This window comes from Nocardioides sp. Leaf307, from assembly GCF_001423135.1.
Taxonomy (GTDB): domain Bacteria; phylum Actinomycetota; class Actinomycetes; order Propionibacteriales; family Nocardioidaceae; genus Nocardioides; species Nocardioides kribbensis.
Genome location: NZ_LMNY01000001.1, coordinates 1,963,515 through 1,984,336, shown reverse-complemented (window position 1 = coordinate 1,984,336; position 20,822 = coordinate 1,963,515). Strand labels below are relative to the sequence as shown.

The window sequence follows — 20,822 nt, the reverse complement described above, 5'->3', positions numbered from 1 at the left end:
GTTCAGCGATATGCTTGACCGATGGTGCAGCTCTTCACCCTCATCGGCGACGTCGTCGGCTCCCGCGACCTGCCCGACCGCGGTGCGGCCCAGCGGCGCATCGTCGAGGTGCTCGCCGAGGTCTCCCGCGCCCTGACCCCGGCTCAGCGCCTCGAGGCGACCGTGGGCGACGAGCTCCAGGGAGCCTTCACGACCCTGGCCGACGCGGTGCTGGCCACCGCCCTGGTGCGCCTGGCCCTGCTGCCCGACGTCGACGTGCGCTGCGGTCTGGGCCACGGCGAGGTCACGGTCTACGACGACCAGCGCACCCCGCTGCTGCAGGACGGGCCGGGCTGGTGGGCCGCCCGCGAGGCCCTCGACGTGCTGGGACGCCCACGCCGCGCCTCCAGCCGCACCTGGTACGACGCCGGGGCCGGCGGCACCCACGCCGGCCCGGTCAACGCCTTCCTGCTCACCCGCGACGCGCTGCTCGACCGCCTCGGCGACCGCGGCCGCAGCCTGGCGCTCGCGGCGCTCCAGGGCCGCTCCCAGGCGGAGATCGCCGCCGACCAGGGCATCTCGCGGTCGGCGGTCAGCCAGCAGTTCGCCCGCGGTGTCGGTGCGCTGCGCGATGCTCACCTCAGCTTCGCAGCGGGAGAGACCGAGGCGGACTCTGGGGCGGGATCGGCGACGGGGCCGGCGACGGCCGGTCGGGAGGAGCAGCGGTGAGCCTGGTGCTGGTGGGGCTGTGGCTGATGGCCCTGGGGGCCTGCGACCTCGGTCGCCCCTCCCACGACCTCCTCAGCCGCGGTCGGCTGCTCGGCTGCCTCGTCGCGGGCCTCGCGCCGCTGCTGGTCGGGCTGGTGCTCCTCGACCTCGGGGCGGGCGAGGTCGTCGCCCTCTTCCTCCTGCTGGCCGTCGCGCTCGTGGTGTGGCTGCTGGCGTCGGCGCGGGCGATGGACGTGGGGCTCCCCGCCCGGTCGCGCTCACGCGCGCGGGTGGTCGCCTTCGCGGCGCCGGTGGCCGGCGCCGCCGTCGCCGTGCTGGGGGTGCAGCTGGTGGGCTCGGAGCCGGCCTGGCCCGCCCGCCTGGACGCCACGCTCCTCGCGCGCTGGCCCGCCGCCGACCTCCTGGTCGCCACCGGCGTCGTGCTCGCGCAGCTGGTGACGGCCAACATCCTGGTCCGCCTCCTGCTCGACGCCGTCGGCGTGCCCGCGACCTCGGGGGAGAAGCAGCTCAAGGGCGGGCGCGTGCTGGGCCCGATGGAGCGCGTCTTCCTGACCGGCCTGGGAGCGCTGGGCGAGCTCACCGCGGCCGCCATCGTCGTGGCGGCCAAGGGGCTGCTGCGGTTCCCCGAGCTGCAGCGCGCCCAGCGCGACCCGGGGCTGCCCGCCGACGGGCCGAGCGACGTGACCGAGTACTTCCTCATCGGCAGCTTCGCCAGCTGGCTGCTCGCCCTCGGCGGCGCCGCACTGATCCACCTGGCCTGATCCACCAGCCCTGTCAAGCCTGGGCCTTCACTGCGTCACAGTGAAGGTGACCGGCCTCAGCCGTGGCGCTCCGACCAGGCACGGAACGGCGCGGTCGGGTCCTCGACCGCCACCTGGGCCGCGGGCAGGCTGCGGTCCGCGGGCTCCCGGGCGTACTCGTCGTAGAAGCTCGCCAGGGTCATCCAGCGGCCACCGTCCTCGTAGTGCTCGCCCTCCTGCTCGCGGGTCGCGCCGAAGAGCACCCGGTCGGGTGCGGCGTAGTAGAGCGCGCCGAGGCACATGGGGCAGGGGTAGGCGGTGACGTAGACGTCGCAGCCCTCGAGGTCGGAGCGCCCCCGGGCGGCGAGGTCGCGGATCGCGGTGATCTCGGCGTGGGCGGTCGGGTCGCCGGACTGGGCGACCTGGTTGGCCGCCTCCACGACCACCTCGCCCGTCGCGGCGTCGACCACCACGCAGGCGAAGGGCTTGCCGCCCTGGTCGACGTTGAGCAGCGCGAGCTCGACGGCGCGCTGCGCGTGGCGCGGGTCGTGGCCGGCCTCCGCCCCGGTGGGCGCGTCGCGGTGGGGTGCGGTCACGAGGACTCCTGCGGGTCGTGGTGGGGCGGCCGGGGACGGCCGCGCGGGTGAGGTGCCACACCACCACGGCCCGCAGGGGCCTGCGCTCACCCCGGCGGACCGGCTTGCCGGGGCGCCTGCGGGCGACCGGTCAGGCGGGTGCGGGGAACGGGAACACCGCGGGGCTGCGGTGGCCGTCGGGCCCCACGGCGCGCACCCCGAGCACGACGTTGTCCTTCGACAGGTCCAGGGTCGCGCTCGTGCCCCGCACCGCGACGACGTGCTGCCACAGCGGCTCGGGGGTCGGGCGCCACACGACCTCGTACGACGCGGTCTCGCCCGACCCGGGCGACCAGCTCAGGGTGCTGTCGTTGGTCAGCGCGGTGGTGTCCACCACCACATCGCGCGGCACGCCCGGGGCCTGGGCCAGCGACCACAGTGCGGCGGCGTTGACCCGGGTGACGCCGGCGATGTAGTCCATGTCGCAGAAGCGCACCAGGTCGCCGTACTGCACGCCGTCCTCGACCCGCACGTCCTGGTGCTGGTGGGCGAAGTCCTCGGCCGGCTCGGTGAAGCGGGCCGCGGGGTAGCCCGCCTCGAGGAAGGGTCGGTGGTCGCCGCCGCGCAGGTAGCGGTCGAGGCGGTAGACCAGGCGCACCTCCATGCCGGTCAGGCGCGGGTCGGCGACCTCGGCGACGAAGCGGCCGAGCTGGCGCGTGGGGGAGTCGTTCTCCCCGCCGATCGAGAGCCGGGTCGCGGCGCGCGCCTCGTCCTCGCTCGTCGGCACGCCCTGCACGAAGAGCCGCACGCTGCGCCGGTCGCGCTCGCCGTCGTCGGCGCGGCTGCTGCCGACGATGTCGTCGGTGAACATGCCCTGGACGTCGGCGCCCTCCTCGGTGAGCTGGCGGGCCAGGAACGTGGAGCCGTAGAGGCCCTGCTCCTCGCCGGCCACGGCCGCGAAGAGGATGGTCGCGGCCGGGCGCCGGGTGGCCATGATGCGGGCCAGCTCCATGGCCACGGCCACGCCGCTGGCGTCGTCGTCGGCGCCGGGGGCGTCGGAGGTGGCGTCCATGACGTCGGTGGCGCGCGAGTCGTAGTGACCGGAGACGACGTAGACCCGTCCGGGATCCGAGGAGCCCTCCAGACGCGCCACGACGTTGCTGATCCGGGTCGGCGCGGGGATGCGCGAGGCCGGCTCCTGCACGTACGACGGGACCGTGACGCTCATCCGTCCGCCCGAGCGCGCGGCGTAGCGGCGCATCTCGGCGGCGATCCAGTCGCGGGCCGCGCCGATGCCGCGCTCGGGGTCGTCCTGGCTCGACAGCGTGTGCCGGGTGCCGAAGGACACCAGCTTCTCCACGATGGCACGGATCCGGTCGGGGTCGACCTCGGCCATGATCGCGCGCAGCTCGCGGTCGGCGCGCTGGGCGCGCAGCGGGCGCCCGGGCCCGTCGGGCCACTCCGCGGTGTCGAGGACGCCCGACGGGCCGGGTCCCCGACCGGGGCCGGCCACGGCGGCGGACCCGCCGGAGACCGTGGCGCCGACGGCTCCGGCGGCCAGCGCGCCCGAGCCGCCGAGCAGCCTGCGCCGGGTGGTGGCGGGGGGAGGCGAGGCCGGGTGGGGCGACGCCGTGGTGTCGCTGCCGGGGGCCTGGGACGAGGGGTGTGCGGGGTCGTGCATGGGTGTGCTCCCGTTCCGAGTAGACGAGGTGCGTGCCGTCCACCCTGCCACGCCCGCTCTCAGCCGCCCCTCACCTGCGGGTGGCAGGGTGGCGCCCGTGGCGACGCACACCGACGGGCCCGGCCCGTCCCCCGACCCCACTCCCGACCCCGCTGGTGGGCCCGCCCCCGGCCCCCGCGGCCGGGCCGCCCGGGGCGCCGAGGTGCCCGGCTCGACCGCCGTGCCGGCGCCGCGGAGCCCGGGAGGACCGCTGAGCCGCCGATTGCTGCTCGTCGAGCTGGTCGTGGTGCTGGCGCTCTCGCTGGGCCGCTCGACCGTCTACTCGGTGGTCAACCTGCTCGAGGCGGCGACCGCCCCCGGCGGGCTCGCGGGCCAGACGGCGTCGATGAACGGCTCCTACGCCCCCCAGCGACCGTGGTTCGACCTGGCCTACCAGCTGCTGGCCTTCGGCTTCTCGCTCGTGCCGGTGCTGCTGGCGGGCTACCTCCTGGTGCGCTCCGGCGCCGGCCTGCGCGAGCTGTGGGCCCGCGGGGGAGCGTGGCTGACCGGTCTGGACCTCGCGCGCGGTGCCGCGATCGCTGCCGGCGTCGGCTCGGTCGGGGTCGCCTTCTACCTCGTGATGCACGCGCTGGGCCTGAGCCTCACGGTGGTGCCGGACAACCTCCCCGACGTGTGGTGGCACATCCCCGTGCTCGTGCTCTCGGCGCTGGAGAACGCCGTCGTGGAGGAGGTGCTGGTCCTCGGCTACGTGCTGGTGCGGCTGCGCCAGCTGGGCCTGGGCGACCTGACGGCGATCGTCGTCGCCGCCGCGCTGCGGGGGAGCTACCACCTCTACCAGGGCCTCGGCGGCTTCGTGGGCAACCTCGTCATGGGCCTGCTCTTCGGCTGGCTCTACCGCCGGTGGGGCCGGGTGATGCCGCTGGTGGTGGCCCACACCCTGCTCGACATCGGCGCCTTCGTCGGCTACGCCGTGCTCGCCGGGCAGGTGTCCTGGCTGCCGACCTAGGAGTGGTGCGCAGCCCCGTCGAGACTCGTGACGCGCGTGACGACCTCCTCCAGCGGGGCCCGCGTGGTGCGGTAGGACGCCGTGGGGTGCCCGGGGTCGGGGTGGCCGAAGGAGATGCCGCAGACCACGCGGCGGTCCTCGGCCAGGTCGAGCACCTCGTGCAGCAGCGGCGACTGGCCCGCCAGGGCGGCCTGGGCGCAGGCGCCGAGGCCGAGGGCGTGGGCCGCGAGCAGGAAGGTCTGCACGTAGAGCCCGCAGTCGACCGCGCCGTAGGTGCCGAGCTCGGCGGCGGTCGTCACGACGGCGACGTGGGGGGCGCCGAAGAGCTCGAAGTTGCGCAGCCCCTCGGCGAAGGAGCGCTCCCGGTCGCCCTTGGCGATCCCGACGGCGTCGTAGAGCTGCCAGCCGCTCTCGCGTCGTCGCGCCTGCCGCTCCTCGGTGTAGGCCTCGGGGAAGGGGAAGTCGCTGCCGGCGCCGTCGAAGGAGGCGAGCATGCGCGCGCTCAGCGCGCGTGCGGCGTCGCCGGAGACCACGTGCACCTGCCAGGGCTGGGTGTTGCACCACGACGGCGTGCGCTGCGCGGCGAGCAGCAGCCGCTCGACCACCGTGTCGTCGACGGGGTCGGGCAGGTAGCCGCGGCAGCTCCACCGCTCGGCGAGGATGCGCTCCAGGACGTCGATGTCGCTCATGGGCGCCATCATGGCACTGTCCGTGACAGCGCTGCTGTCACGGTCGGGCGTGTGGCGTCGGCGTGGGCCGGGCGGCCACGGCCGGTGCCCGCGGTCGTCGGTGGTGGCGCCCGCGTCGGGATGCGATGCTCGGCCCATGAGCGCCTTCGACGCGTCGACCACGGTGGTCGTCGACGACCCCGACCACGGCCCGATCGACCTCGACGTCCACCTCGCCGGGCCCGACGACGGCGTGCCGGTGCTCCTGCTGCACGGCTTCCCGCAGTCGGCGCGCAGCTGGGACCGGGTCGTCGGGCGTCTCGCCGGGCACGGCCTGCGCCTCGTGGCGCCCGACCAGCGCGGCTACTCCCCGGGGGCCCGGCCCGCCGCGGTGGCGGCGTACGCCGTGCCGCGCCTGGTCACCGACGTGCTGGCGGTGGCCGACGCCCTGGACACGGGCCCCTTCCACCTGGTCGGCCACGACTGGGGCGCCTCGGTCGCGTGGGCGCTCGCCGCGCGGCACCCCGAGCGGCTGCGCACGCTGACCGCGCTCTCGGTGCCCCACCTCGCGGCCTTCGGGGCGGCCCTGCGCGAGGACCCCGAGCAGCAGCGCCGCTCGTCCTACATCCGGGTCTTCCGCGAGCCGGGCCGCGGCGAGGCCTCCCTGCTCGACGACGACGCCCGCGGGCTGCGCGCGCTCTACGGCGGCGCGGTCGCCGCGCCCGACGTGGAGGCCTACGTCGACCTGATGCGCTCGGGCGCCCTCACCCCGGCGCTGGGGTGGTACCGCGCCATGGACGGCGACCTCGCCGCCACCCCGCCGGTCACGGTGCCGACGACGTTCCTGTGGGGCGCCGACGACCTGGCCACCTCACCCACCGCGGCGCACGCGTGCGGGGCCCACGTGCGCGCCGACTACCGCTTCGTCGCGCTCGAGGGCGCCTCGCACTGGACCCCCGACGAGTGCCCCGACCAGGTGGCCACCGCCGTGCTCGACCGGGTGCTGGACCGGGTGCCGGCGCAGGAGGATCGGTCCCGCGAGGCCTGATCCCCTCACCCCGAAGGACCGGATCCGCGCGAGCCCCTGGCGCGGCCGGCGACGGGGTGGTCTTCTGTAAGGGCCCTACAGGCTCACACCTGGCGGGTGATGGATCACCCGCATCTCCGGGTGAACCTAGGGCTGCCTGCTGCCTCTGAGCGTTCCCGCTTTCGGGGGGAGCAGGTTGCGACAAGCACCCCCCGGGACCCGTCCCGGGGGGTGTTTCCCGTCCCGGTGCCCCGACCGGGCGGCCGCGCCCGGCGCGGCGCCTGCGCCGGTGGTCCAGAATCGGGGCATGAGGTTCACCGAGCACGAGATGACCGTCGCGGTCGACGCCGTCGCGCGCAGGCTGTGGTCGGCGACGCGCCCGCCCTGGGGGCGTGGCGACCTCGCGACCGCCTGGGCCCGGCTGCCGCGGGAGAGGAGCTACCGCGCCAAGGTCGCCGCGGGCGACGTCGTGCTCCCGGTGCTCACCGCGCTGCCCGAGCGCCCCACGGTCGGCAGTCGGCCGGTCTTCAGCGACGCCGAGCTCGCCGAGGCGGCCGAGCGGGCCACCGGCGAGCTCATGGAGCACCGACGGCCGGGCGCGTGGGACCGGCTGTCCGAGCGGCGCAGGCGGCGCCTGGTGAGTGGTGCCGTCGACCTGACCCAGGCCGCGCTGGAGGCCATGCCGGTGCGCCAGGACCCCGATGCGCTGATCGTGCCCGACCACCTGTGAGGCTCGCGGTCGGGCGCGGGCGCCCGTGGCTCGCGTCGGTGGTGGTGTCGCTCGTGCTCGGCGCCGCCTCGGGCTGCGCCGACGGGGCCCCCGGCCCGGGCGCACCCTCGCCGGGTGACGCGGCCTCGGCTCAGTCGGTCGGGTCGGCGCCCTGGCCCGACGGGCTGACGGCCTACGTCGACCAGTCCCGCCTCGAGCGGCAGGGCCGCGAGGTGTTCGTGCGCCTGGTGGACTCCACCGACCACGAGCTGACCGTGCTGCGGGCCGAGGTGGGCTCCGAGCGCTTCGCCACCACGACCTGGACCGGGGAGAAGACCTTCCTCAACGAGGCCGACCTGCCCTTCGCCCTGCCGCTCGCACGCTGCGGCACGGGATCGGACGCCACGGTGAGCCTCACCTACCGCGTCGACGGCGGCCCACCGGTGGAGTCGACGACCACCGCCGAGGACCGGTACGGCGCGGTCGGGCTCTTCCTCGACCGCGACTGCGCGGCGCAGCGGCTCGCCGACGCGGCCGACCTCGAGGTGGGCGAGCCGCGGGTGGTGGGCCGCGGGCGGGGCTCGGTGCTGGAGCTCGACGTGACGCTGCGCCCCACCGGCGCAGCGCGCCCCGTGACGGTGTTCCGCGGCTTCGAGGACACGGTGCTCTTCCGCCAGGCCGAGGGATCGGCCTCGGTCGGCTCGGGGGTGCGGGTGCGCCTGGCCACCGGGCCGCCCGAGCAGGTGCGGCTGCGGCTCGTGCCGAGCCGCTGCGACCCCCACGCGCTGGCCGAGGACAAGGTCGGCACCCTGGTCGGCGTGCGGGTGGGCGGCCCGGGGCTGCCCGCGGCGGCGTCGTTCTACCTGCCGCTGCCCGACGCCACCCGCGCGGCGCTGCGGGGCTTCTTCGCCACCCATTGCGGGCTCTGAGGCCCCCACGGTTAGCCTCGGCCGGGTGCTGCGTCCTCCCTCCACATCCCGTCCCTCCACGGCCCGGCACCCGCGGCCGTCCGCGCGCCCGGCGGGCCTGTGCGCGCTGGCGCTGAGCGCCCTCGTGCTGGCGGGCTGTGGTGCCACCGGCACCCCGTCGGGGCCGACCGGCAGCGCCGCGACACCGGGCACCACGGTGCCCTCCAGCGGGTCCGGCGCGGCCGGAGACGTGTCCTCGGAGGACGCGGCGGAGCCCACCGGCTGGGGCCCGACCCGCGGCGAGGTCGAGCAGGCCAGGGCGTTGGTCGCGGGGTGGGACGCCGAGCGGCTCGCCGGCCAGGTCGTCGTGGGCCGCTACGCCGGCACCGACCCGGAGGTCGCGGCCGACCTCGTCGCCGAGCACCACCTGGCGGGGGTGTCGGTGACGGCCGAGAACGTCGTCGACGCCGCGCAGGTGAGGGCCACCACCGCGGCCGTCGAGGCGGCCGTGAGCGCCGACGGCCGCGGCTTCCCGCCGGTCGTCGGAGTCGACCAGGAGGGCGGGCTGGTCTCCCACCTGTCGGGGGTGGCCACCGACTTCCCGGCCTTCGCCGCCGCGGGCGACGCGGTGGCCGCGGGGGAGAAGCCGGGTCGCGCCGTGGTGCGCGCCGCCGCCGAAGCCCTGGCCATGGAGCTGCGCGGTCTCGGCTTCACCTGGGTCTTCGCCCCGGTCGCCGACGTCACGATCGGCGCTGGCGACCCGACCATCGGCTCGCGGTCGCCGTCGACCGACCCCGCCACGGCCGCCCTGGCGGTGGCGGCCGCCGTGGCGGGCTACGACCGGGCCGGCGTCGTCTCGACCCCCAAGCACTTCCCCGGCCACGGCGCCGTGAGCGTCGACAGCCACGTCGCGCTGCCGGAGCTCGACGTGAGCATGGCCGAGCTGGCCGACCGTGACCTGCGCCCCTTCGCCAAGGCGGTGCTGCACGAGGCGCCGTCGATCATGGTCAGCCACGTCGCCGTCGACGCGGTCGCCCCCGGGGTGCCGGCGAGCCTCGCGCCGGAGACCTACGACCTGCTGCGCGAGGAGCTCGGCTTCGAGGGCGTCGCGATCACCGACTCCCTGGGCATGGGTGCGGTGGCCGGGCGCGAGGAGCCTGCGGTGACCGCGCTCGCGGCGGGTGCCGACCTGCTGCTGATGCCGGCCGACACCGCCCGCGCCCATCGCACCCTGACCCGGGCGATCGAGGAGGGTCGCCTCCCGCGCGAGCGGGTCGAGGAGGCGGCGTCGCGGGTCGTCGCGGTGCAGCTGTGGCAGCAGCGGGTCTCGGAGGAGCGGCCGGTGCCGGTGGACGCCGCGGGTGCCCCCGACCTCGCCGCCCTCGCCGACACCGCGGCCGCGGCCGCCGAGGAGCTGGCGGCCGCGGCCGGGTGAGCACGTGCCCCGCAGGGGCCCGGGACGCCTAGGTGGCGTCGGGCACCCTCATCTCGCCCAGCTCCACCCACTCGCGGTCCTCGACGACGACGCCGAGGATCGTGGGGGTCTGCTGCAGGTACGCCGGGAGCGTGCGCTGAGCCTCCTGGAAGTGCGCGGAGCCGACGTGGTCGGCGGCCGCGTCCTCGCGGAACGCGCCCAGCAGCAGGTACTGGCACGGGTCGTCGACGTCGCGCGACCAGTGGAACCACAGGCAGCCGGGCTCGGCCCGGGTCGCCTCGGTGAAGGCCCGCGCGATCTCGGGCCAGTCGTCGGCGTGCTCGGGACGCACGGTGAAGCGCGCCGTGTTGTGGATCATGTGACTCCTCCGGGGGACGGGTCAGGCCGGCGCCGGGGCGCCGGGAGTGGGGCCGGCAGCGGGACGCACCCCGCTGCCGTGGTGGTCGACGGCTGCCTGGATGCGGGCGCCGAGCAGGGCCGAGACCAGGCCGAGGGCGGCTCCGGCGAGGATCGCGACGAGGCTCCCGGTGAGGTCGAAGGCGGAGCCGAAGAAGACGGCCGTGCCGGCGAAGGCCCCCGGGATGAACGACAGCACCGACCAGGCGGACTCGACGCAGAGGATGAAGCCGACCACGGTCACCGAGAGCGCGAGCACCCAGGTGGCGGAGTCCAGCTCCAGCACGAGGCTGATGACGTAGCCCCAGGCCAGGCCGGCCAGGTTGGCGGCCAGGCCCTTGCGCAGCCCCTCGGTGCCGCCGCCGGCGGCGAAGAAGCAGGCCCAGGCGACGAAGGCGATCCAGGTGATCAGTCCGGCCTCGACGCTGACCCAGGTCCACGCCCCGGCCAGCAGTCCCACGGAGGCACCGATGCCCAGCAGGCCCTTCACGTCAGATCCCCTCGGGCGTGAGGATGGCCCGACCGCGCACGCGCCCGGCGTCGAGGTCGTCGATGGCGCTCTGGAAGTCGTCGAGGGCGTACTTCTGGGTGTGCAGCGTGACGTCGCCGCGGGCGGCGAGGGCCATCAGGTCGCACAGGTCGTTGTAGGAGCCGACCAGGTTGCCGATGATGTTCTTCTCCGAGGAGATCAGGTCGATGGTCGGCACGTCGATGTTCTCGCCGTAGCCCACCACGTGGTAGTCGCCGGCCTGGCGGGTCATCGCCAGGCCCTCGGCCGTCGACCCGTTCTCGCCGACGAAGTCGACGACCACCTCGGCGCCGTGCCCGCCGGTGAGGTCGAGCACCTCCTCCACCTGGCGGCCCTCGGCGACGACGCCGTGGTCGGCCCCGATGGTGAGGGCCAGCTTGAGCGCGTCGGGGTTGCGGTCGACGACGATCAGCTCGGCCGGGCTCAGAGCCTTGAGCACCTGGATGCCGATGTGGCCCAGTCCGCCGGCGCCGATGACGACGCAGCGGTCGCGCGGCGTGAGCCGGCGGGCGGCCTTGGCCGCCGCGTGGTAGGCGGTGAGGCCGGCGTCGGCGAGGGCGGCCACGTCGGAGGGCTCGAGCGAGTCGTCGATGCGCACGACGCTGCGCGCCGTGGTCCTGAGGTACTCCGCGTAGCCGCCGTGGGTGTCGATGCCCGGGAACTGGCTGGTCTCGCAGTGCACGTCGTCGCCCGAGCGGCAGGCGCGGCACAGGCCGCAGGTGACGAGCGGGTGCATGATCACCTTGTCGCCCTCGGCGACGTGGGTGACCGCGCTGCCGACCGCCTCCACCCAGCCGGCGTTCTCGTGGCCGATCGTGTAGGGCAGCTGCACCTGGGACTTCTCGGCCCACTGCCCCTCGAGGATGTGCAGGTCGGTGCGGCACACCCCGGCGCCCCCGACCCGCACGACGACGTCGAAGGGGCCGGTGGGCTCGGGCTTGGGGACCTCGGTCATCTGCAGGTCCTGGTGGTAGCCGACCACCTGGACGGCGCGCATCGTGCTCATGCGGGGAGCTCCTTCGTGCTGGTGGTGGGGCGGGTGGTGATCTCGGTGAGCGGCACGAACGTCCGGTCGGGGTCGGGTCGCTCGCTCTGGTCGGCCTCGGAGCCGGGGTAGCGGGTGGCGAGCAGGCCGCGGCAGAAGTGGGCGTTGCCGTCGATCGAGATGCGCGTCGAGCGGGCGCGGCGCAGCGCCATCGGCACGTCGCCCTCGGCGTACGGCGTGCCGTGCGCGTCGACGAGCACCGGCGAGGCCGGGTCGTTGTCCAGCCCGATCTCGCTCCTGCGGCGCAGCAGCGAGCGGGTGACCTCGTCGTCGGGGAGGTCGCCGAGCACGACGTCGCCGACGCGGGCCTCCTCGAGGTCGCTGCGCGAGCGCAGCAGACCGGTCAGGGCCCGCTCCATCGCGGCGGTGTGGGCCTTGCGCCGGAAGGTCTCGCGCAGCTCGTCGAGGTCCTGCTCGGCCTCGTGGCGGAAGGTGCCGCGGTAGCCCGCGTCGGCGGCGAGGCCGGCGTTGATGATCGCCGAGTCGTGGTGGTCGTCGAGCTCGACGACCACCCGCCCGACGCCGGGCAGCGCGCTGACCGCGTCCTTGGCGTCGGAGGCCATGAGGTAGGCGAAGTTGGGCGAGCAGAAGGACGTGGGCAGCCGCAGGTGGACGGTGACGTCGGTGGGCCCGCCCGCGCCGACCTCGACGCTGCGCACGAAGCCCAGGTCGGTGATCGGCTCGTCGAGCTCGGGGTCGATGACGACGTCCATGGCCCGGCGGACGCGCTCCTCGTCGGGCCCGGCCCCCGGAGCGGGGTCGAGCCGCACGCGCGTGGTCAGGGTCGCGGGCGCCATCACACGGCCGCCAGGTCGGCCCGCTCGGGCTCGCGCGGACCGGTCGCGGTCTCGTCGGCGTCGGGCAGCCGCAGTCGCGCGGGCACGTCGAGGTCGTAGAGCTTGGCGGCGTTGAGCCCGAGGATCTTCTTCTTCTGCTCCAGGGTGATCGGGGCGTACTCGCCGAGCTCCTCGGGGATCTGGAAGTCCACGAACGACTCCACCAGCCACTTCGGCGTCCAGATGGCGTAGTCGCTGGAGAAGAGGATCCGGTCCTCCCCGATCCAGTAGAGGAGCTCGCCCATGATCTGGGCGAAGTACTTCGGCCGGGTGTGGATGAACGGCATCGCGACCGCGAGCCCGCCGTAGACGTTGGGCTCCTGGGTGGCGATCCAGCAGAAGTCCTCCAGGCGGGGCAGGCCCACGTGCTCGACGATGAAGTTGAGGTCGGTGAAGTCGCTGGCGACGTGGTCGATGTCGGCCACGTCGAAGGCGTCGCGGTCGAGCGGACGGATCGTGGGGCCCTTGTGCACGTGGATGTTGCGGATGCCCAGCTCCCGGCACGCCTCGAAGTAGCGCACCGCCCACGGGTCGTCGAGCTTCCAGCCGCGTGAGTCGCCGTGCCACTCGGCGGTGTAGAGCTTCACGCCCTTGAGGCCGTACTTCTCGGCGTCGGCGTGGAGCTGCTCGAGGCCCTGCTCGCCGTTGCGCGGGTCGAAGTTGTGGTTGTAGGTGAGCTTGTCGGGGTGGGCCTGGGCGAGGGCGAAGGCCTCCTCGGACTGACCGAAGCCGGTGTTGTAGAACTCCTTGAGGTAGGCCGGCTGGAAGATCGCGTGGTCGGCGTAGCCGTCGGTGAAGACGTCCTTCATCAGCCGCTCGCCGCCCTGGTAGAGGTACTCCTCGTAGCCCCACTGCTCCGACTCGGGGCTGAGGTTGCGGTGGTAGTCGTAGAAGCAGTCGATGAACTGCTTGCCGTGGATGTTGCGCTGGTTCTCCGGCCGCGCGTCCCACAGCGCGATGTGCGCGTCGACGATGTAGAAGTCCTCACCGTTCTTGCTGTACATGCTCGATCCCCTCTGGACGGGTGACGGGTGTCACACCTGGTCTGGGTCGACGGTAGGCAGCCGACGGGGGTGTCGCCGAGGGGTGCCGTGTCTCAATCTGAGACACCGGGGCCTGCCGCCCGCGGCGACCCCGACGTAACGTGGGTCACACGACGGGGAGGTGGGACGTGGACGACGAGGTGGTGCCTCTGCGCGCGCGCCAGGTCGCACCGGGCGGTCCGGTGCCCGAGCGGGTGCTGGCCAGCTGGCAGCGCAGCGAGGACTACGGCGTGCCCCTCGACGAGGTCGACCCCGCCTTCGCCGGTGCCGTCGACACCGAGTCGCTCTTCTTCGAGTGCGGGCGCGAGGTGCTCGGCGGCCTGCACGCCACCCTGGCCTCGGAGCCGGTCTCGCTGATGCTCACCGACCACGAGGGTCTGGTGCTCGACCGGCTCTGCGGTGACAGCACCCTGCTGCGCGCCCTCGACCGGGTGCACCTCGCACCGGGGTTCGCCTTCTCCGAGCGCGACGCCGGCACCAACGGGCTGGCGCTGGCGCTGGCCGACCGGGTGCCGACCCTCGTGCACGCCGAGCAGCACTACAGCGCCAGCCTGTGCGGCTACACCTGCGCCGCGGTGCCCGTGCACGACCCGGTGACCGGGCGGCTCGAGGGGAGCGTCAACCTCACGACCTGGTCGCGCTCCTCCAGCGACCTGCTGCTCGCGCTCGCCCAGTCGGCGGCCGGCACGACCGCCGCCCTCATGCTGGCCCGCTCGCAGGGCCGCTCGCCCCGCCCGCAACCGCGCGGTCAGGTCTACCGCGTGGAGTCGGCCCGCGCGGTCAGCGGCTCGTCGACCCTGGCCGCCGCGCTCTCGGCGGCCTGGAACGCACCTGTCGCCGAGGCGGCCGCCGGGCTCGCGGCCGGGCACGTCGTGCTCGTGCTCGGGGAGCCGGGATCGGGGCGGGCGACGCTCGGTGCCCAGGCGCTGCGGCAGGTCAGCCCGCGCGACCGGATCCTCAGTGCGACCCCGCCCGACCCGCGCGACGTCGACGCCTGGCTCGACCTGTGGACCCCCGAGCTGGGCAAGGCCGGCACGGGGTTCGTCGTCGCCGACGTCGACACCCTCCCGCTGTGGGCCGCCGAGCGGCTGCGCGACCTGCTCGCCGCGACCGGCGCGCGTGGCGGTGCCGCCACCGCGACCCGGCTGATGCTCACCGCGCAGGACCTCCACGACGTGCCCGCGTCGCTGGCCCCACTGGTGGGCGCGGTCGTCGGGGTGCCGCCGCTGCGGGAGCGCCCCGAGGACGTCGTGCCGCTGGCCGCACACCTGGGGCGGCGCCACCGTGGCCGCGACCTCCGCTTCACCCCCGCCGCCGAGCGCGTGCTGCGCGACGCGTCGTGGCCCGACAACGTCGACCAGCTCGCGCGGGTGGTGCGCGACGCCGGCCGTGTCACCGACGTCGTCGACGTGCGCCACCTGCCCGCCGACCTGAGGGGGGCCGGCGGCCACCGCCTGACGCGCCTGGAGTCGGTCGAGCGCGAGGAGATTGCCCGGGCGCTGGCCCGGCCGGGGGCGACGGTGACGGCGGCGGCCCGCGAGCTGGGGGTCAGCCGCGCCACGATGTACCGCAAGCTGGCCCACTACGACCTCAGCGCCCCCGGCCGCGAGGCACGGGAGCGCTGAGGAGGACGCGGGGGAGTCGCGGTCAGCCGACCTGCATCTCGCCCAGCTCGGACCAGTCGGTGCCGGGGGCCTCGAGGCTCACGATCCTGGGGGTGGAGACGAGGTAGGGCGGCAGGTCCTGCTGGGCCTGCTTGAAGTGGTCGGAGGAGACGTGGGCGCCACCGGCGTCACCGTCGCGGAAGGCCTCCACCAGCACGTACTCGTGGGCGTCGTCGAGGCTGCGCGACCAGTCGAACCACAGGCAGCCCTCCTCGGCGCGGGTGGCCTCGGTGAAGGGCCGCGAGATCTCGGGCCAGTCCTCGGCGTGCTCGGGCTTGATCTGGAACTTCGCGGTGATGAAGATCATCGGCTCTCCTCGGTGCTCGTCTGGTGCTCGTCTGGTGCTGGTCTCTGGCAGGTCCGGTGCCGGCCGGGGTGCCGGCGTCCTGCGGGTCGGGGTCCGCGCGGTGCGCGGTGCGTGCGCTCAGCGCGGCCGCTTGGCCCGGCGCTCCTGCACGGTCGTCTGCACCTTGGCGGCAGCCGCCTTGATGCGTGCCTGGTTCTCCGGCTTGCGCGCCTCGTCGTAGATCAGCTTCGCGACGCCGAGCTTGCCCATCTTCTTCATCATGCCCATGCCGGGGAGGGTACCGAGGGGCCGAAGCGGGCACCGCCTAGGTTGGCCGGTGTGGGATCACAGGCGCCGTCGGGCGAGCCGGCCGGACCGGGCGGAGTGGCCGGAGTGGCCGAGGCGGCCGAGGTCGCCGAGGTGGTGGCCACCGAGCGCGCGCGGACCTTCCTGGTGCGCGTCGGCGGCCGCGACCAGTCCCACGTCGACCTCGACGACCCCTCGCGCCTGGAGTTCGGCTACGTGCGCCGCATGGGCGACGTCGTCGACGCCCACGGCGGGCCCGGGGCGCCACTGCGCGTCGTGCACGTCGGCGGGGCCGGGCTGACCCTTCCGCGCTACGTCGCCCACACCCGCCCCCGGTCGAGCCAGGTCGTGCTCGAGCCCGACACCGCGCTCACCGCGCTGGTGCGCGAGCGGCTCCCGCTACCGCGGCGCAGCGGCATCAAGGTGCGCCCCGTCGACGGCCGCACCGGCCTGGCGGAGCTCCGTGAGGGCGCCTTCGACCTCGTGGTGCTCGACGCGTACGCCGCCGGCCGGGTGCCCGCCGACCTCGTCACGCCGGCCGCCTTCGCCCTGGTCGCCCGCGCCCTGGCGCCCGACGGCCTGGCCCTGCTCAACCTCAGCGACCGCACGCCCTTCGCCCACACCCGCGACGTGCTGGCCGGCCTGCGGGTGCACCTGCCGCACCTCACGCTGAGCGCCGAGCCGCCGACGCTGAAGGGCCGCCGCGCCGGCAACCTCGTGGTCGTCGCCGGCCGGGCCGCGGAGCACCTCGCCGGGGGAGACCGGGCGCTGGCGCGCGGGGCGGTGAGTGCGCTCACGCCGTACGTCGTGCTCGACGCGGTGGGGGTGGCCAGCGGCTTCGGGGGAGGCACGCCCCTGCCCGAGCCGCCGGCGCCCGGCGGTCGTCCGGAGGGGTGAGCGGCTCGGGCGCGCGAGCGACCTAGCGTGGCGCCATGAGCGAGCAGAGCAGCACCCCCGCACCCGCCGCGAGCGACGTCCCCGCCCCGTCGCCGGGCTCCGGGCCCCGCGTGGCCGTGCTCGGCACCGGCGTCATGGGCGCAGGCATGGCGCGCAACATCGCCGCCGCGGGGCTGGCGACCACGGTCTGGAACCGCACCCGCGAGCGGGCCGAGCCGCTGGCCGACGTCGCCACGGTGGCGTCGTCGGCCGCCGCGGCCGTCGACGGGGCCGACGTCGTCGTGACCATGCTCTACGACCTCGACAGCGTGGAGTCGGTGGTGCGCGAGGTCGCGCCGGCGATGGGCGACGACGCCGTCTGGGTCCAGCAGAGCACGGTCGGCGTCGAGGGCTCCGACCGGCTCGTCGCCCTGGCCGAGGAGCTCGGCCTCACCCTGGTCGACGCCCCCGTGCTCGGCACCCGCGGCCCGGCCGAGGCGGGCGCCCTGGTGGTGCTGGCCTCCGGGCCCGACGACGCCCGCGACCGGATCGCCCCGGTGCTCGACGCCGTGGGCAGCCGCACGATGTGGCTCGGCGCCGCCGGCGCGGGCTCCCGGCTGAAGATGGCGGCCAACGCCTGGGTGCTCACCGTGCTCGAGGGGGTGGCGGAGTCGCTGCGCCTGACCCGCGAGCTCGGCCTCGACCCGGCACTCTTCCTGGAGGCCGTCGAGGGAGGGGCGCTCGACGCGCCCTACGTGCAGCTCAAGGGCGGCGCCATGCTCGCCGGCGACGACGAGCCGTCCTTCGCCCTCGGCGGCGCGCTGAAGGACGCCGACCTCATCCTCGCCGCTGCACGCGGCGCCGGGCTGGACCTCACCCTGGTGCCGGGCGCGCGCGAGCACCTCGCCCGGGCCGCGGAGGCCGGGCTCGGCGACCGCGACATGTCGGCGTCCTACCGGGTCGACTGAGCCCGACCCGACCCGACCCGAGCCGACCCGACCCGAGCCGACCCGACGCGCCCGAGCCGGCCCGGCCGGTTCAGGCGGTGCGCATGAACCCCACGGGGTCGTAGGACAGCCCCGGGAAGACGCGGGCCACCGAGGCGTCGGCGAACCGGCTCGTGACCACCTCGCCCAGCACCTGGCGGTAGTCGGTGGTGACCAGCAGGTCGGCGTCGAGGGTCGTGTCGAGGCCGGGCCAGCGGCCGTAGTAGCGCCCGCCCCTCACCCCCGCGCCGGCGACGAGCATGACGTTGCCGTAGCCGTGGTCGAGGCCCTGGTTGCTGTTCTCCACCACCCGGCGGCCGAACTCGCTGAGCACGACCATCGTGACCTTGTCGCCCGCGGCGCCGAGGTCGTCGAAGAAGGCGGCGACGGACCCGGCGAGGTCGGCGGCGTTGCGGCGCATGTCGCCCCACTCCAGCGTGCCGAGGTTGGTGTGCATGTCCCAGTCGCCCTGGTCGACGGTGACGACCTCGACCCCGACGTCGCCACGCACGACCCGCGCCACGTCGGCGAGAGCGCGACCGAGGTCGGTCGAGGGGTAGCGCCCGCGCCGGTCGACGGCGCGCTGCACCGGCGCGAAGCCCTGCACGGAGTCGAAGGTCGCGCGCACCCCGCGCCCCAGCGGGCTGGTGTCGCCGCCCCACAGCGTGCGCAGCGAACGCGGACGGCCGCCGGTGGTGTCGTACTGGTCGGCGCCGGGGATCTCCACCGAGTCGACGTCCTTGACCGCGAAGACGGGCGCCCCGCCGTAGAGCGAGGTCGGCACGACCCCCAGCCCGACGTGGAGGCCCTCGAGCGGGGAGGCGTCGGCGTCACCGCCGATGAGCCGGTTGAGCCAGCCCACGCGGGCGGTCGAGCCGGGGGCGGCGTCCTCGAGCTCCTCCATCGCCGAGAAGTGGGAGCGGTTGGCCACCGGCAGCCCCGTGGCCTGGATCGCGGCCAGGCGCCCCGAGGTCCACAGCGGCAGCAGCGGCGAGAGCTGGGGGTGCAGCCCGAACATCGCGTCCTTGGCCAGCAGGCTCTCGGAGGGCACGGCGATGCGCGGGCGGGCCCGGTAGTAGGCCGGGTCGCCGTGGGGCACCACCAGGGACAGCCCGTCGGCGGCGCCGCGCAGCGACACCACCACCAGCACCGAGGAGGCGCTCGCGGCCCGTGCGGGCGAGGCGGTCACCACGGCCGAGCCGATCGCGGTGGTGGCACCGGCGAGCGCGAGCCCCCGGAACAGGCCGCGGCGGCTCAGGCCGGCGTACTCGGCGCAGCAGGGGGAGCCGGCCGGTGTGACGGCGCGCGGTCCGGCGGGGAGGGGAGGGGTCGTCATGGGGTCACCGTCACCGGGTCATGTGCAGCGGGGAGTCGAGGAAGGTGGTGAGCAGGCGCTGGAAGGCCCACTTCACCAGGCGGTGCTCGCGGGTGATCCGCTCGCCCGGGCGGACGTCGCAGGCCTCGCAGCAGGCCTGCAGCAGCTCGGCGGTGGAGTGCACGCCGAGCAGCTCCTGGGCGAGGTGGTCGACCAGCAGGTCGAAGCGGATCGAGGCCTTCGGCAGCCACTGCCGAGGCGTGCGGTAGCGCATGCCGTCGCGGGGCCACCAGCCCCCGCTCATCGCGTAGTGCAGGCCGAAGGAGGCCACGACCCGCGAGGAGGAGGACCACGAGTCGTTGTCGAGCGGCGCCCCGTCAGGTCGGGGCCAGGACATGGGCGTGCTGCCGAGGTCGGAGCACTGCCAGAGCACGGCGTTGGCGCCCCACGAGTCACCGGCGCGACCCTGCGGCGGCTCGCTGACCTTCACCCGCAGGGCGCGGTAGGTCGCCACGACGTCCTCGCCGGGGTCCCTCACCTTGGCCCCGGCGGAGCCGGCGAAGGCCTCGGAAGCGACGAGGGCGCGCAGCACGGGCACGATGGCGGTGTCGGAGGCGAGGTAGACCCGGGCCAGCTCGTCGACCAGCGCCTGCGGCGGGTCGTCGCTGACGAACTTCACCGCCAGCTTGCGGGAGATCCTGGCCGCGGTCGCCGGGTGGTGGGCGAGGTGGGTGAGGTAGGCACGGGTGACGGCCCGGCCGTCGCGGTCGGCGTTGGGGTGGCTGAAGTCCATGACGCTGACGGGCCCGACGGCGTGGTGGCGCGGCTCGTAGGAGGCGGCCCAGGTGCGCCACATGTCCACCCACCAGCCGGTGAGGATGCGCGCGGAGGCCTTGACGTCGTCCTCGTCGTACTGGCCGCGCCCGACGGTGTGGAGCTCGAGGAGCTCGCGGCCGAGGTTCTCGTTGGGGTGCTCGGCGGTCGAGATGGCGCCGTCGAGGTAGAGCAGCATCGCGGGGTGCACCACGGCGTCCTGGAGCAGCTCGTCGAAGCGACCCAGGGCGTGCCGCCGGACGGTGTCGCCGTAGTCGGCGCGCCAGGTGAAGACGGCGTCGCCGTTGACCGGCACGTTGAGGTGGTTCTCCCAGAACTCCGTCATCACCTCGTGCACCTGACGGCCGGTGTGCATGCGGCGCAGCAGCAGCCAGCGCTGGTAGTCGTCCATCACCTCCCAGCCGCCCTCGACCTCGCCGACGTGGCGCTGCCACAGCTCCGAGGGCGTGCGTCCCAGCCCGGGCCACCACGAGGCGAAGGCTCCGGCACCGTCGGTGACCGAGCCGGCGTCGAGCTGCTGCTCGAACCACGCCCGCCCGCCTCCGGCCCTGCGCACCTGCCGCGCGAGCGCGGGGGTCAGGCCGTAGCTAAAGCGCGTGACCAGGTGACGGTCGCGGGCCCCGAGGAGGGGGGTGTCGCCGGCGAAGCGCGCCGGGCGGTACGCCGGGGCCGCCTCGGTGCGTCCGGGCGCGGCGAGCACGGTGGCGCCGACCCCTGCCGCGCCGGCCGCGGTGGCGCCGGCGCGCAGGACGCTGCGTCGCGAGGTGGTGGCGGTCGTGGCGGCGGTCGTGGTGGCGGTCGTGGTGGACGGTGCGGTGCGGGGGGACACGTCGGGCACGGGGGTACTCCAGGTCCGAGGGGGGGAGGGGCCGAGCCGGCCGACCGGGGAGTCGGGCCGTGGTGCGGGGGGACCAGCCTCATCGGCAGGGAGGCCGCGGGGCCTGAGGGGTCGGCCGCGGTCGGACGCACGGATACCCGACCTGGGGTACGCCCCCTCTCCCCGCACGTGACAGCGCCGCCCGGTCGAGCCCCATGGCGCCGGGCGGCGCTCGCCCAGGCTAGTGCGGGCCGCCCGGCCCGGGCCGCCCCCGCGTGGGCCGACCGGCCTGGTCACATCGGGCTAGACCGCTGCGCCGATCGGGGCCGGCCGGACCCGCCTCCCGGCGGAGTCGGTCGCGGGGCGTCGCGGTCGGGGGCGGCGCGCGACGGCTATGGTGAGGCCGCCGGCTCACGTGCACCGAGCCGGTCT

22 protein-coding genes are annotated in these 20,822 nt (G+C 75.3%); 10 read left to right on the top strand and 12 right to left on the bottom strand.

Annotated features, from left to right (window positions below; all coding sequences use genetic code 11):
- Positions 1 to 21: 21 nt before the first annotated feature.
- Positions 22 to 708 (top strand): SatD family protein, encoded by a 687-nt coding sequence (locus ASF50_RS09090; protein WP_056904114.1) that lies wholly within the window; start codon positions 22 to 24, stop codon positions 706 to 708.
- Positions 705 to 1,469 carry a hypothetical protein gene (locus ASF50_RS09085; protein ID WP_056904113.1) on the top strand — a complete coding sequence of 255 codons (765 nt, stop codon included), beginning with the start codon at positions 705 to 707 and terminating at the stop codon, positions 1,467 to 1,469. Before ASF50_RS09090 ends, ASF50_RS09085 begins: the two co-directional genes overlap by 4 nt.
- 56 nt (positions 1,470 to 1,525) lie before the next feature.
- On the opposite strand, the gene ASF50_RS09080 is transcribed toward ASF50_RS09085, so the two are convergent.
- Positions 1,526 to 2,044: a nucleoside deaminase gene (locus tag ASF50_RS09080; RefSeq protein ID WP_056904112.1), complete on the bottom strand. Its 519-nt coding sequence runs from the start codon at positions 2,042 to 2,044 to the stop codon at positions 1,526 to 1,528.
- A 130-nt stretch (positions 2,045 to 2,174) separates the two neighbouring features.
- The gene (locus tag ASF50_RS09075) at positions 2,175 to 3,704 is read right to left on the bottom strand and encodes a M28 family metallopeptidase (RefSeq protein WP_082500302.1); all 1,530 of its coding nucleotides are present in this window, start codon (positions 3,702 to 3,704) and stop codon (positions 2,175 to 2,177) included.
- Positions 3,705 to 3,801: 97 nt separating this feature from the next.
- Here ASF50_RS09075 and ASF50_RS09070 point away from each other — a divergent pair, with 97 nt between their 5' ends.
- Positions 3,802 to 4,710, top strand: coding sequence for a CPBP family intramembrane glutamic endopeptidase (locus ASF50_RS09070; protein WP_235557602.1), 909 nt, complete (start codon positions 3,802 to 3,804; stop codon positions 4,708 to 4,710).
- Here ASF50_RS09070 and ASF50_RS09065 read toward each other — a convergent pair.
- Entirely contained in the window at positions 4,707 to 5,399 is a 693-nt protein-coding gene (locus ASF50_RS09065; protein WP_235557601.1) for a nitroreductase, read from the bottom strand. The genes ASF50_RS09070 and ASF50_RS09065 overlap by 4 nt on opposite strands.
- 136 nt (positions 5,400 to 5,535) lie before the next feature.
- On the opposite strand from ASF50_RS09065, the gene ASF50_RS09060 reads away from it, so the two are divergent.
- The 4 genes from ASF50_RS09060 (at position 5,536) to ASF50_RS09045 (ending at position 9,457) form a co-directional block, all read left to right on the top strand.
- On the top strand, positions 5,536 to 6,426 hold the full coding sequence (locus tag ASF50_RS09060; protein ID WP_056904111.1) for an alpha/beta fold hydrolase: 891 nt from the start codon (positions 5,536 to 5,538) through the stop codon (positions 6,424 to 6,426).
- A gap of 286 nt (positions 6,427 to 6,712) precedes the next feature.
- Positions 6,713 to 7,135, top strand: a complete 423-nt coding sequence (locus ASF50_RS09055; protein WP_056904110.1) for a hypothetical protein — start codon at positions 6,713 to 6,715, stop codon at positions 7,133 to 7,135.
- Complete coding sequence (locus ASF50_RS09050; RefSeq protein WP_056904109.1) at positions 7,132 to 8,043, top strand: hypothetical protein; 912 nt, start codon at positions 7,132 to 7,134, stop codon at positions 8,041 to 8,043. Before ASF50_RS09055 ends, ASF50_RS09050 begins: the two co-directional genes overlap by 4 nt.
- 25 nt (positions 8,044 to 8,068) lie before the next feature.
- Positions 8,069 to 9,457 carry a glycoside hydrolase family 3 N-terminal domain-containing protein gene (locus ASF50_RS09045; RefSeq protein ID WP_235557600.1) on the top strand — a complete coding sequence of 463 codons (1,389 nt, stop codon included), beginning with the start codon at positions 8,069 to 8,071 and terminating at the stop codon, positions 9,455 to 9,457.
- 28 nt (positions 9,458 to 9,485) lie between these two features.
- Here the strand turns inward: ASF50_RS09045 and ASF50_RS09040 are convergent, their stop codons facing one another.
- The 5 genes from ASF50_RS09040 to ASF50_RS09020 are packed head-to-tail and all read right to left on the bottom strand — an operon-like array spanning position 9,486 to position 13,267.
- Complete coding sequence (locus tag ASF50_RS09040; RefSeq protein WP_056864492.1) at positions 9,486 to 9,815, bottom strand: putative quinol monooxygenase; 330 nt, start codon at positions 9,813 to 9,815, stop codon at positions 9,486 to 9,488.
- A 21-nt stretch (positions 9,816 to 9,836) separates the two neighbouring features.
- Entirely contained in the window at positions 9,837 to 10,343 is a 507-nt protein-coding gene (locus tag ASF50_RS09035) for a DUF1097 domain-containing protein (protein WP_056904107.1), read from the bottom strand.
- Position 10,344: 1 nt separating this feature from the next.
- Positions 10,345 to 11,388: an NAD(P)-dependent alcohol dehydrogenase gene (locus ASF50_RS09030; protein ID WP_235557599.1), complete on the bottom strand. Its 1,044-nt coding sequence runs from the start codon at positions 11,386 to 11,388 to the stop codon at positions 10,345 to 10,347.
- The gene (locus ASF50_RS09025; RefSeq protein ID WP_082502932.1) at positions 11,385 to 12,224 is read right to left on the bottom strand and encodes a metal-sulfur cluster assembly factor; all 840 of its coding nucleotides are present in this window, start codon (positions 12,222 to 12,224) and stop codon (positions 11,385 to 11,387) included. Before ASF50_RS09025 ends, ASF50_RS09030 begins: the two co-directional genes overlap by 4 nt.
- On the bottom strand, positions 12,224 to 13,267 hold the full coding sequence (locus ASF50_RS09020; protein WP_056864490.1) for an amidohydrolase family protein: 1,044 nt from the start codon (positions 13,265 to 13,267) through the stop codon (positions 12,224 to 12,226). Before ASF50_RS09020 ends, ASF50_RS09025 begins: the two co-directional genes overlap by 1 nt.
- Before the next feature lie 167 nt (positions 13,268 to 13,434).
- Between ASF50_RS09020 and ASF50_RS09015 the strand changes: the two genes are divergently transcribed.
- A complete protein-coding gene (locus ASF50_RS09015) occupies positions 13,435 to 14,931 on the top strand; it encodes a helix-turn-helix domain-containing protein (RefSeq protein ID WP_082502930.1) in 1,497 nt (498 codons plus the stop codon).
- A gap of 22 nt (positions 14,932 to 14,953) precedes the next feature.
- Here ASF50_RS09015 and ASF50_RS09010 read toward each other — a convergent pair whose 3' ends face one another.
- Positions 14,954 to 15,277, bottom strand: coding sequence for a putative quinol monooxygenase (locus ASF50_RS09010; protein WP_056904106.1), 324 nt, complete (start codon positions 15,275 to 15,277; stop codon positions 14,954 to 14,956).
- A 117-nt stretch (positions 15,278 to 15,394) separates the two neighbouring features.
- Positions 15,395 to 15,544, bottom strand: a complete 150-nt coding sequence (locus ASF50_RS19455; RefSeq protein ID WP_165699044.1) for a hypothetical protein — start codon at positions 15,542 to 15,544, stop codon at positions 15,395 to 15,397.
- Between the two features lie 105 nt (positions 15,545 to 15,649).
- On the opposite strand from ASF50_RS19455, the gene ASF50_RS09005 reads away from it, so the two are divergent.
- Both ASF50_RS09005 and ASF50_RS09000 read left to right on the top strand, forming a co-directional pair.
- Positions 15,650 to 16,459, top strand: a complete 810-nt coding sequence (locus tag ASF50_RS09005) for a spermidine synthase (protein ID WP_056904105.1) — start codon at positions 15,650 to 15,652, stop codon at positions 16,457 to 16,459.
- A 35-nt stretch (positions 16,460 to 16,494) separates the two neighbouring features.
- On the top strand, positions 16,495 to 17,406 hold the full coding sequence (locus ASF50_RS09000) for an NAD(P)-dependent oxidoreductase (protein WP_082502928.1): 912 nt from the start codon (positions 16,495 to 16,497) through the stop codon (positions 17,404 to 17,406).
- Between the two features lie 70 nt (positions 17,407 to 17,476).
- Here ASF50_RS09000 and ASF50_RS08995 read toward each other — a convergent pair whose 3' ends face one another.
- Entirely contained in the window at positions 17,477 to 18,760 is a 1,284-nt protein-coding gene (locus ASF50_RS08995) for a DUF1501 domain-containing protein (RefSeq protein ID WP_056904104.1), read from the bottom strand.
- Positions 18,761 to 18,770: 10 nt separating this feature from the next.
- Positions 18,771 to 20,411: a DUF1800 domain-containing protein gene (locus tag ASF50_RS08990; protein WP_056904103.1), complete on the bottom strand. Its 1,641-nt coding sequence runs from the start codon at positions 20,409 to 20,411 to the stop codon at positions 18,771 to 18,773.
- Positions 20,412 to 20,822: the final 411 nt, after the last annotated feature.

What these genes read in the sequence shown, in the direction of transcription:
- ASF50_RS08995 (WP_056904104.1), bottom strand. Translation starts at nt 18,760, where the DNA reads ATGACGACCCCTCCCCTCCCCGCCGGACCGCGCGCCGTCACACCGGCC.
- ASF50_RS09000 (WP_082502928.1), top strand. Translation starts at nt 16,495, where the DNA reads ATGAGCGAGCAGAGCAGCACCCCCGCACCCGCCGCGAGCGACGTCCCC.
- ASF50_RS09030 (WP_235557599.1), bottom strand. Translation starts at nt 11,388, where the DNA reads ATGAGCACGATGCGCGCCGTCCAGGTGGTCGGCTACCACCAGGACCTG.
- ASF50_RS09055 (WP_056904110.1), top strand. Translation starts at nt 6,713, where the DNA reads ATGAGGTTCACCGAGCACGAGATGACCGTCGCGGTCGACGCCGTCGCG.
- ASF50_RS09025 (WP_082502932.1), bottom strand. Translation starts at nt 12,224, where the DNA reads ATGGCGCCCGCGACCCTGACCACGCGCGTGCGGCTCGACCCCGCTCCG.
- ASF50_RS09010 (WP_056904106.1), bottom strand. Translation starts at nt 15,277, where the DNA reads ATGATCTTCATCACCGCGAAGTTCCAGATCAAGCCCGAGCACGCCGAG.
- ASF50_RS09090 (WP_056904114.1), top strand. Translation starts at nt 22, where the DNA reads ATGGTGCAGCTCTTCACCCTCATCGGCGACGTCGTCGGCTCCCGCGAC.
- ASF50_RS19455 (WP_165699044.1), bottom strand. Translation starts at nt 15,544, where the DNA reads ATGGGCATGATGAAGAAGATGGGCAAGCTCGGCGTCGCGAAGCTGATC.
- ASF50_RS09065 (WP_235557601.1), bottom strand. Translation starts at nt 5,399, where the DNA reads ATGAGCGACATCGACGTCCTGGAGCGCATCCTCGCCGAGCGGTGGAGC.
- ASF50_RS09060 (WP_056904111.1), top strand. Translation starts at nt 5,536, where the DNA reads ATGAGCGCCTTCGACGCGTCGACCACGGTGGTCGTCGACGACCCCGAC.
- ASF50_RS09020 (WP_056864490.1), bottom strand. Translation starts at nt 13,267, where the DNA reads ATGTACAGCAAGAACGGTGAGGACTTCTACATCGTCGACGCGCACATC.
- ASF50_RS09040 (WP_056864492.1), bottom strand. Translation starts at nt 9,815, where the DNA reads ATGATCCACAACACGGCGCGCTTCACCGTGCGTCCCGAGCACGCCGAC.
- ASF50_RS09075 (WP_082500302.1), bottom strand. Translation starts at nt 3,704, where the DNA reads ATGCACGACCCCGCACACCCCTCGTCCCAGGCCCCCGGCAGCGACACC.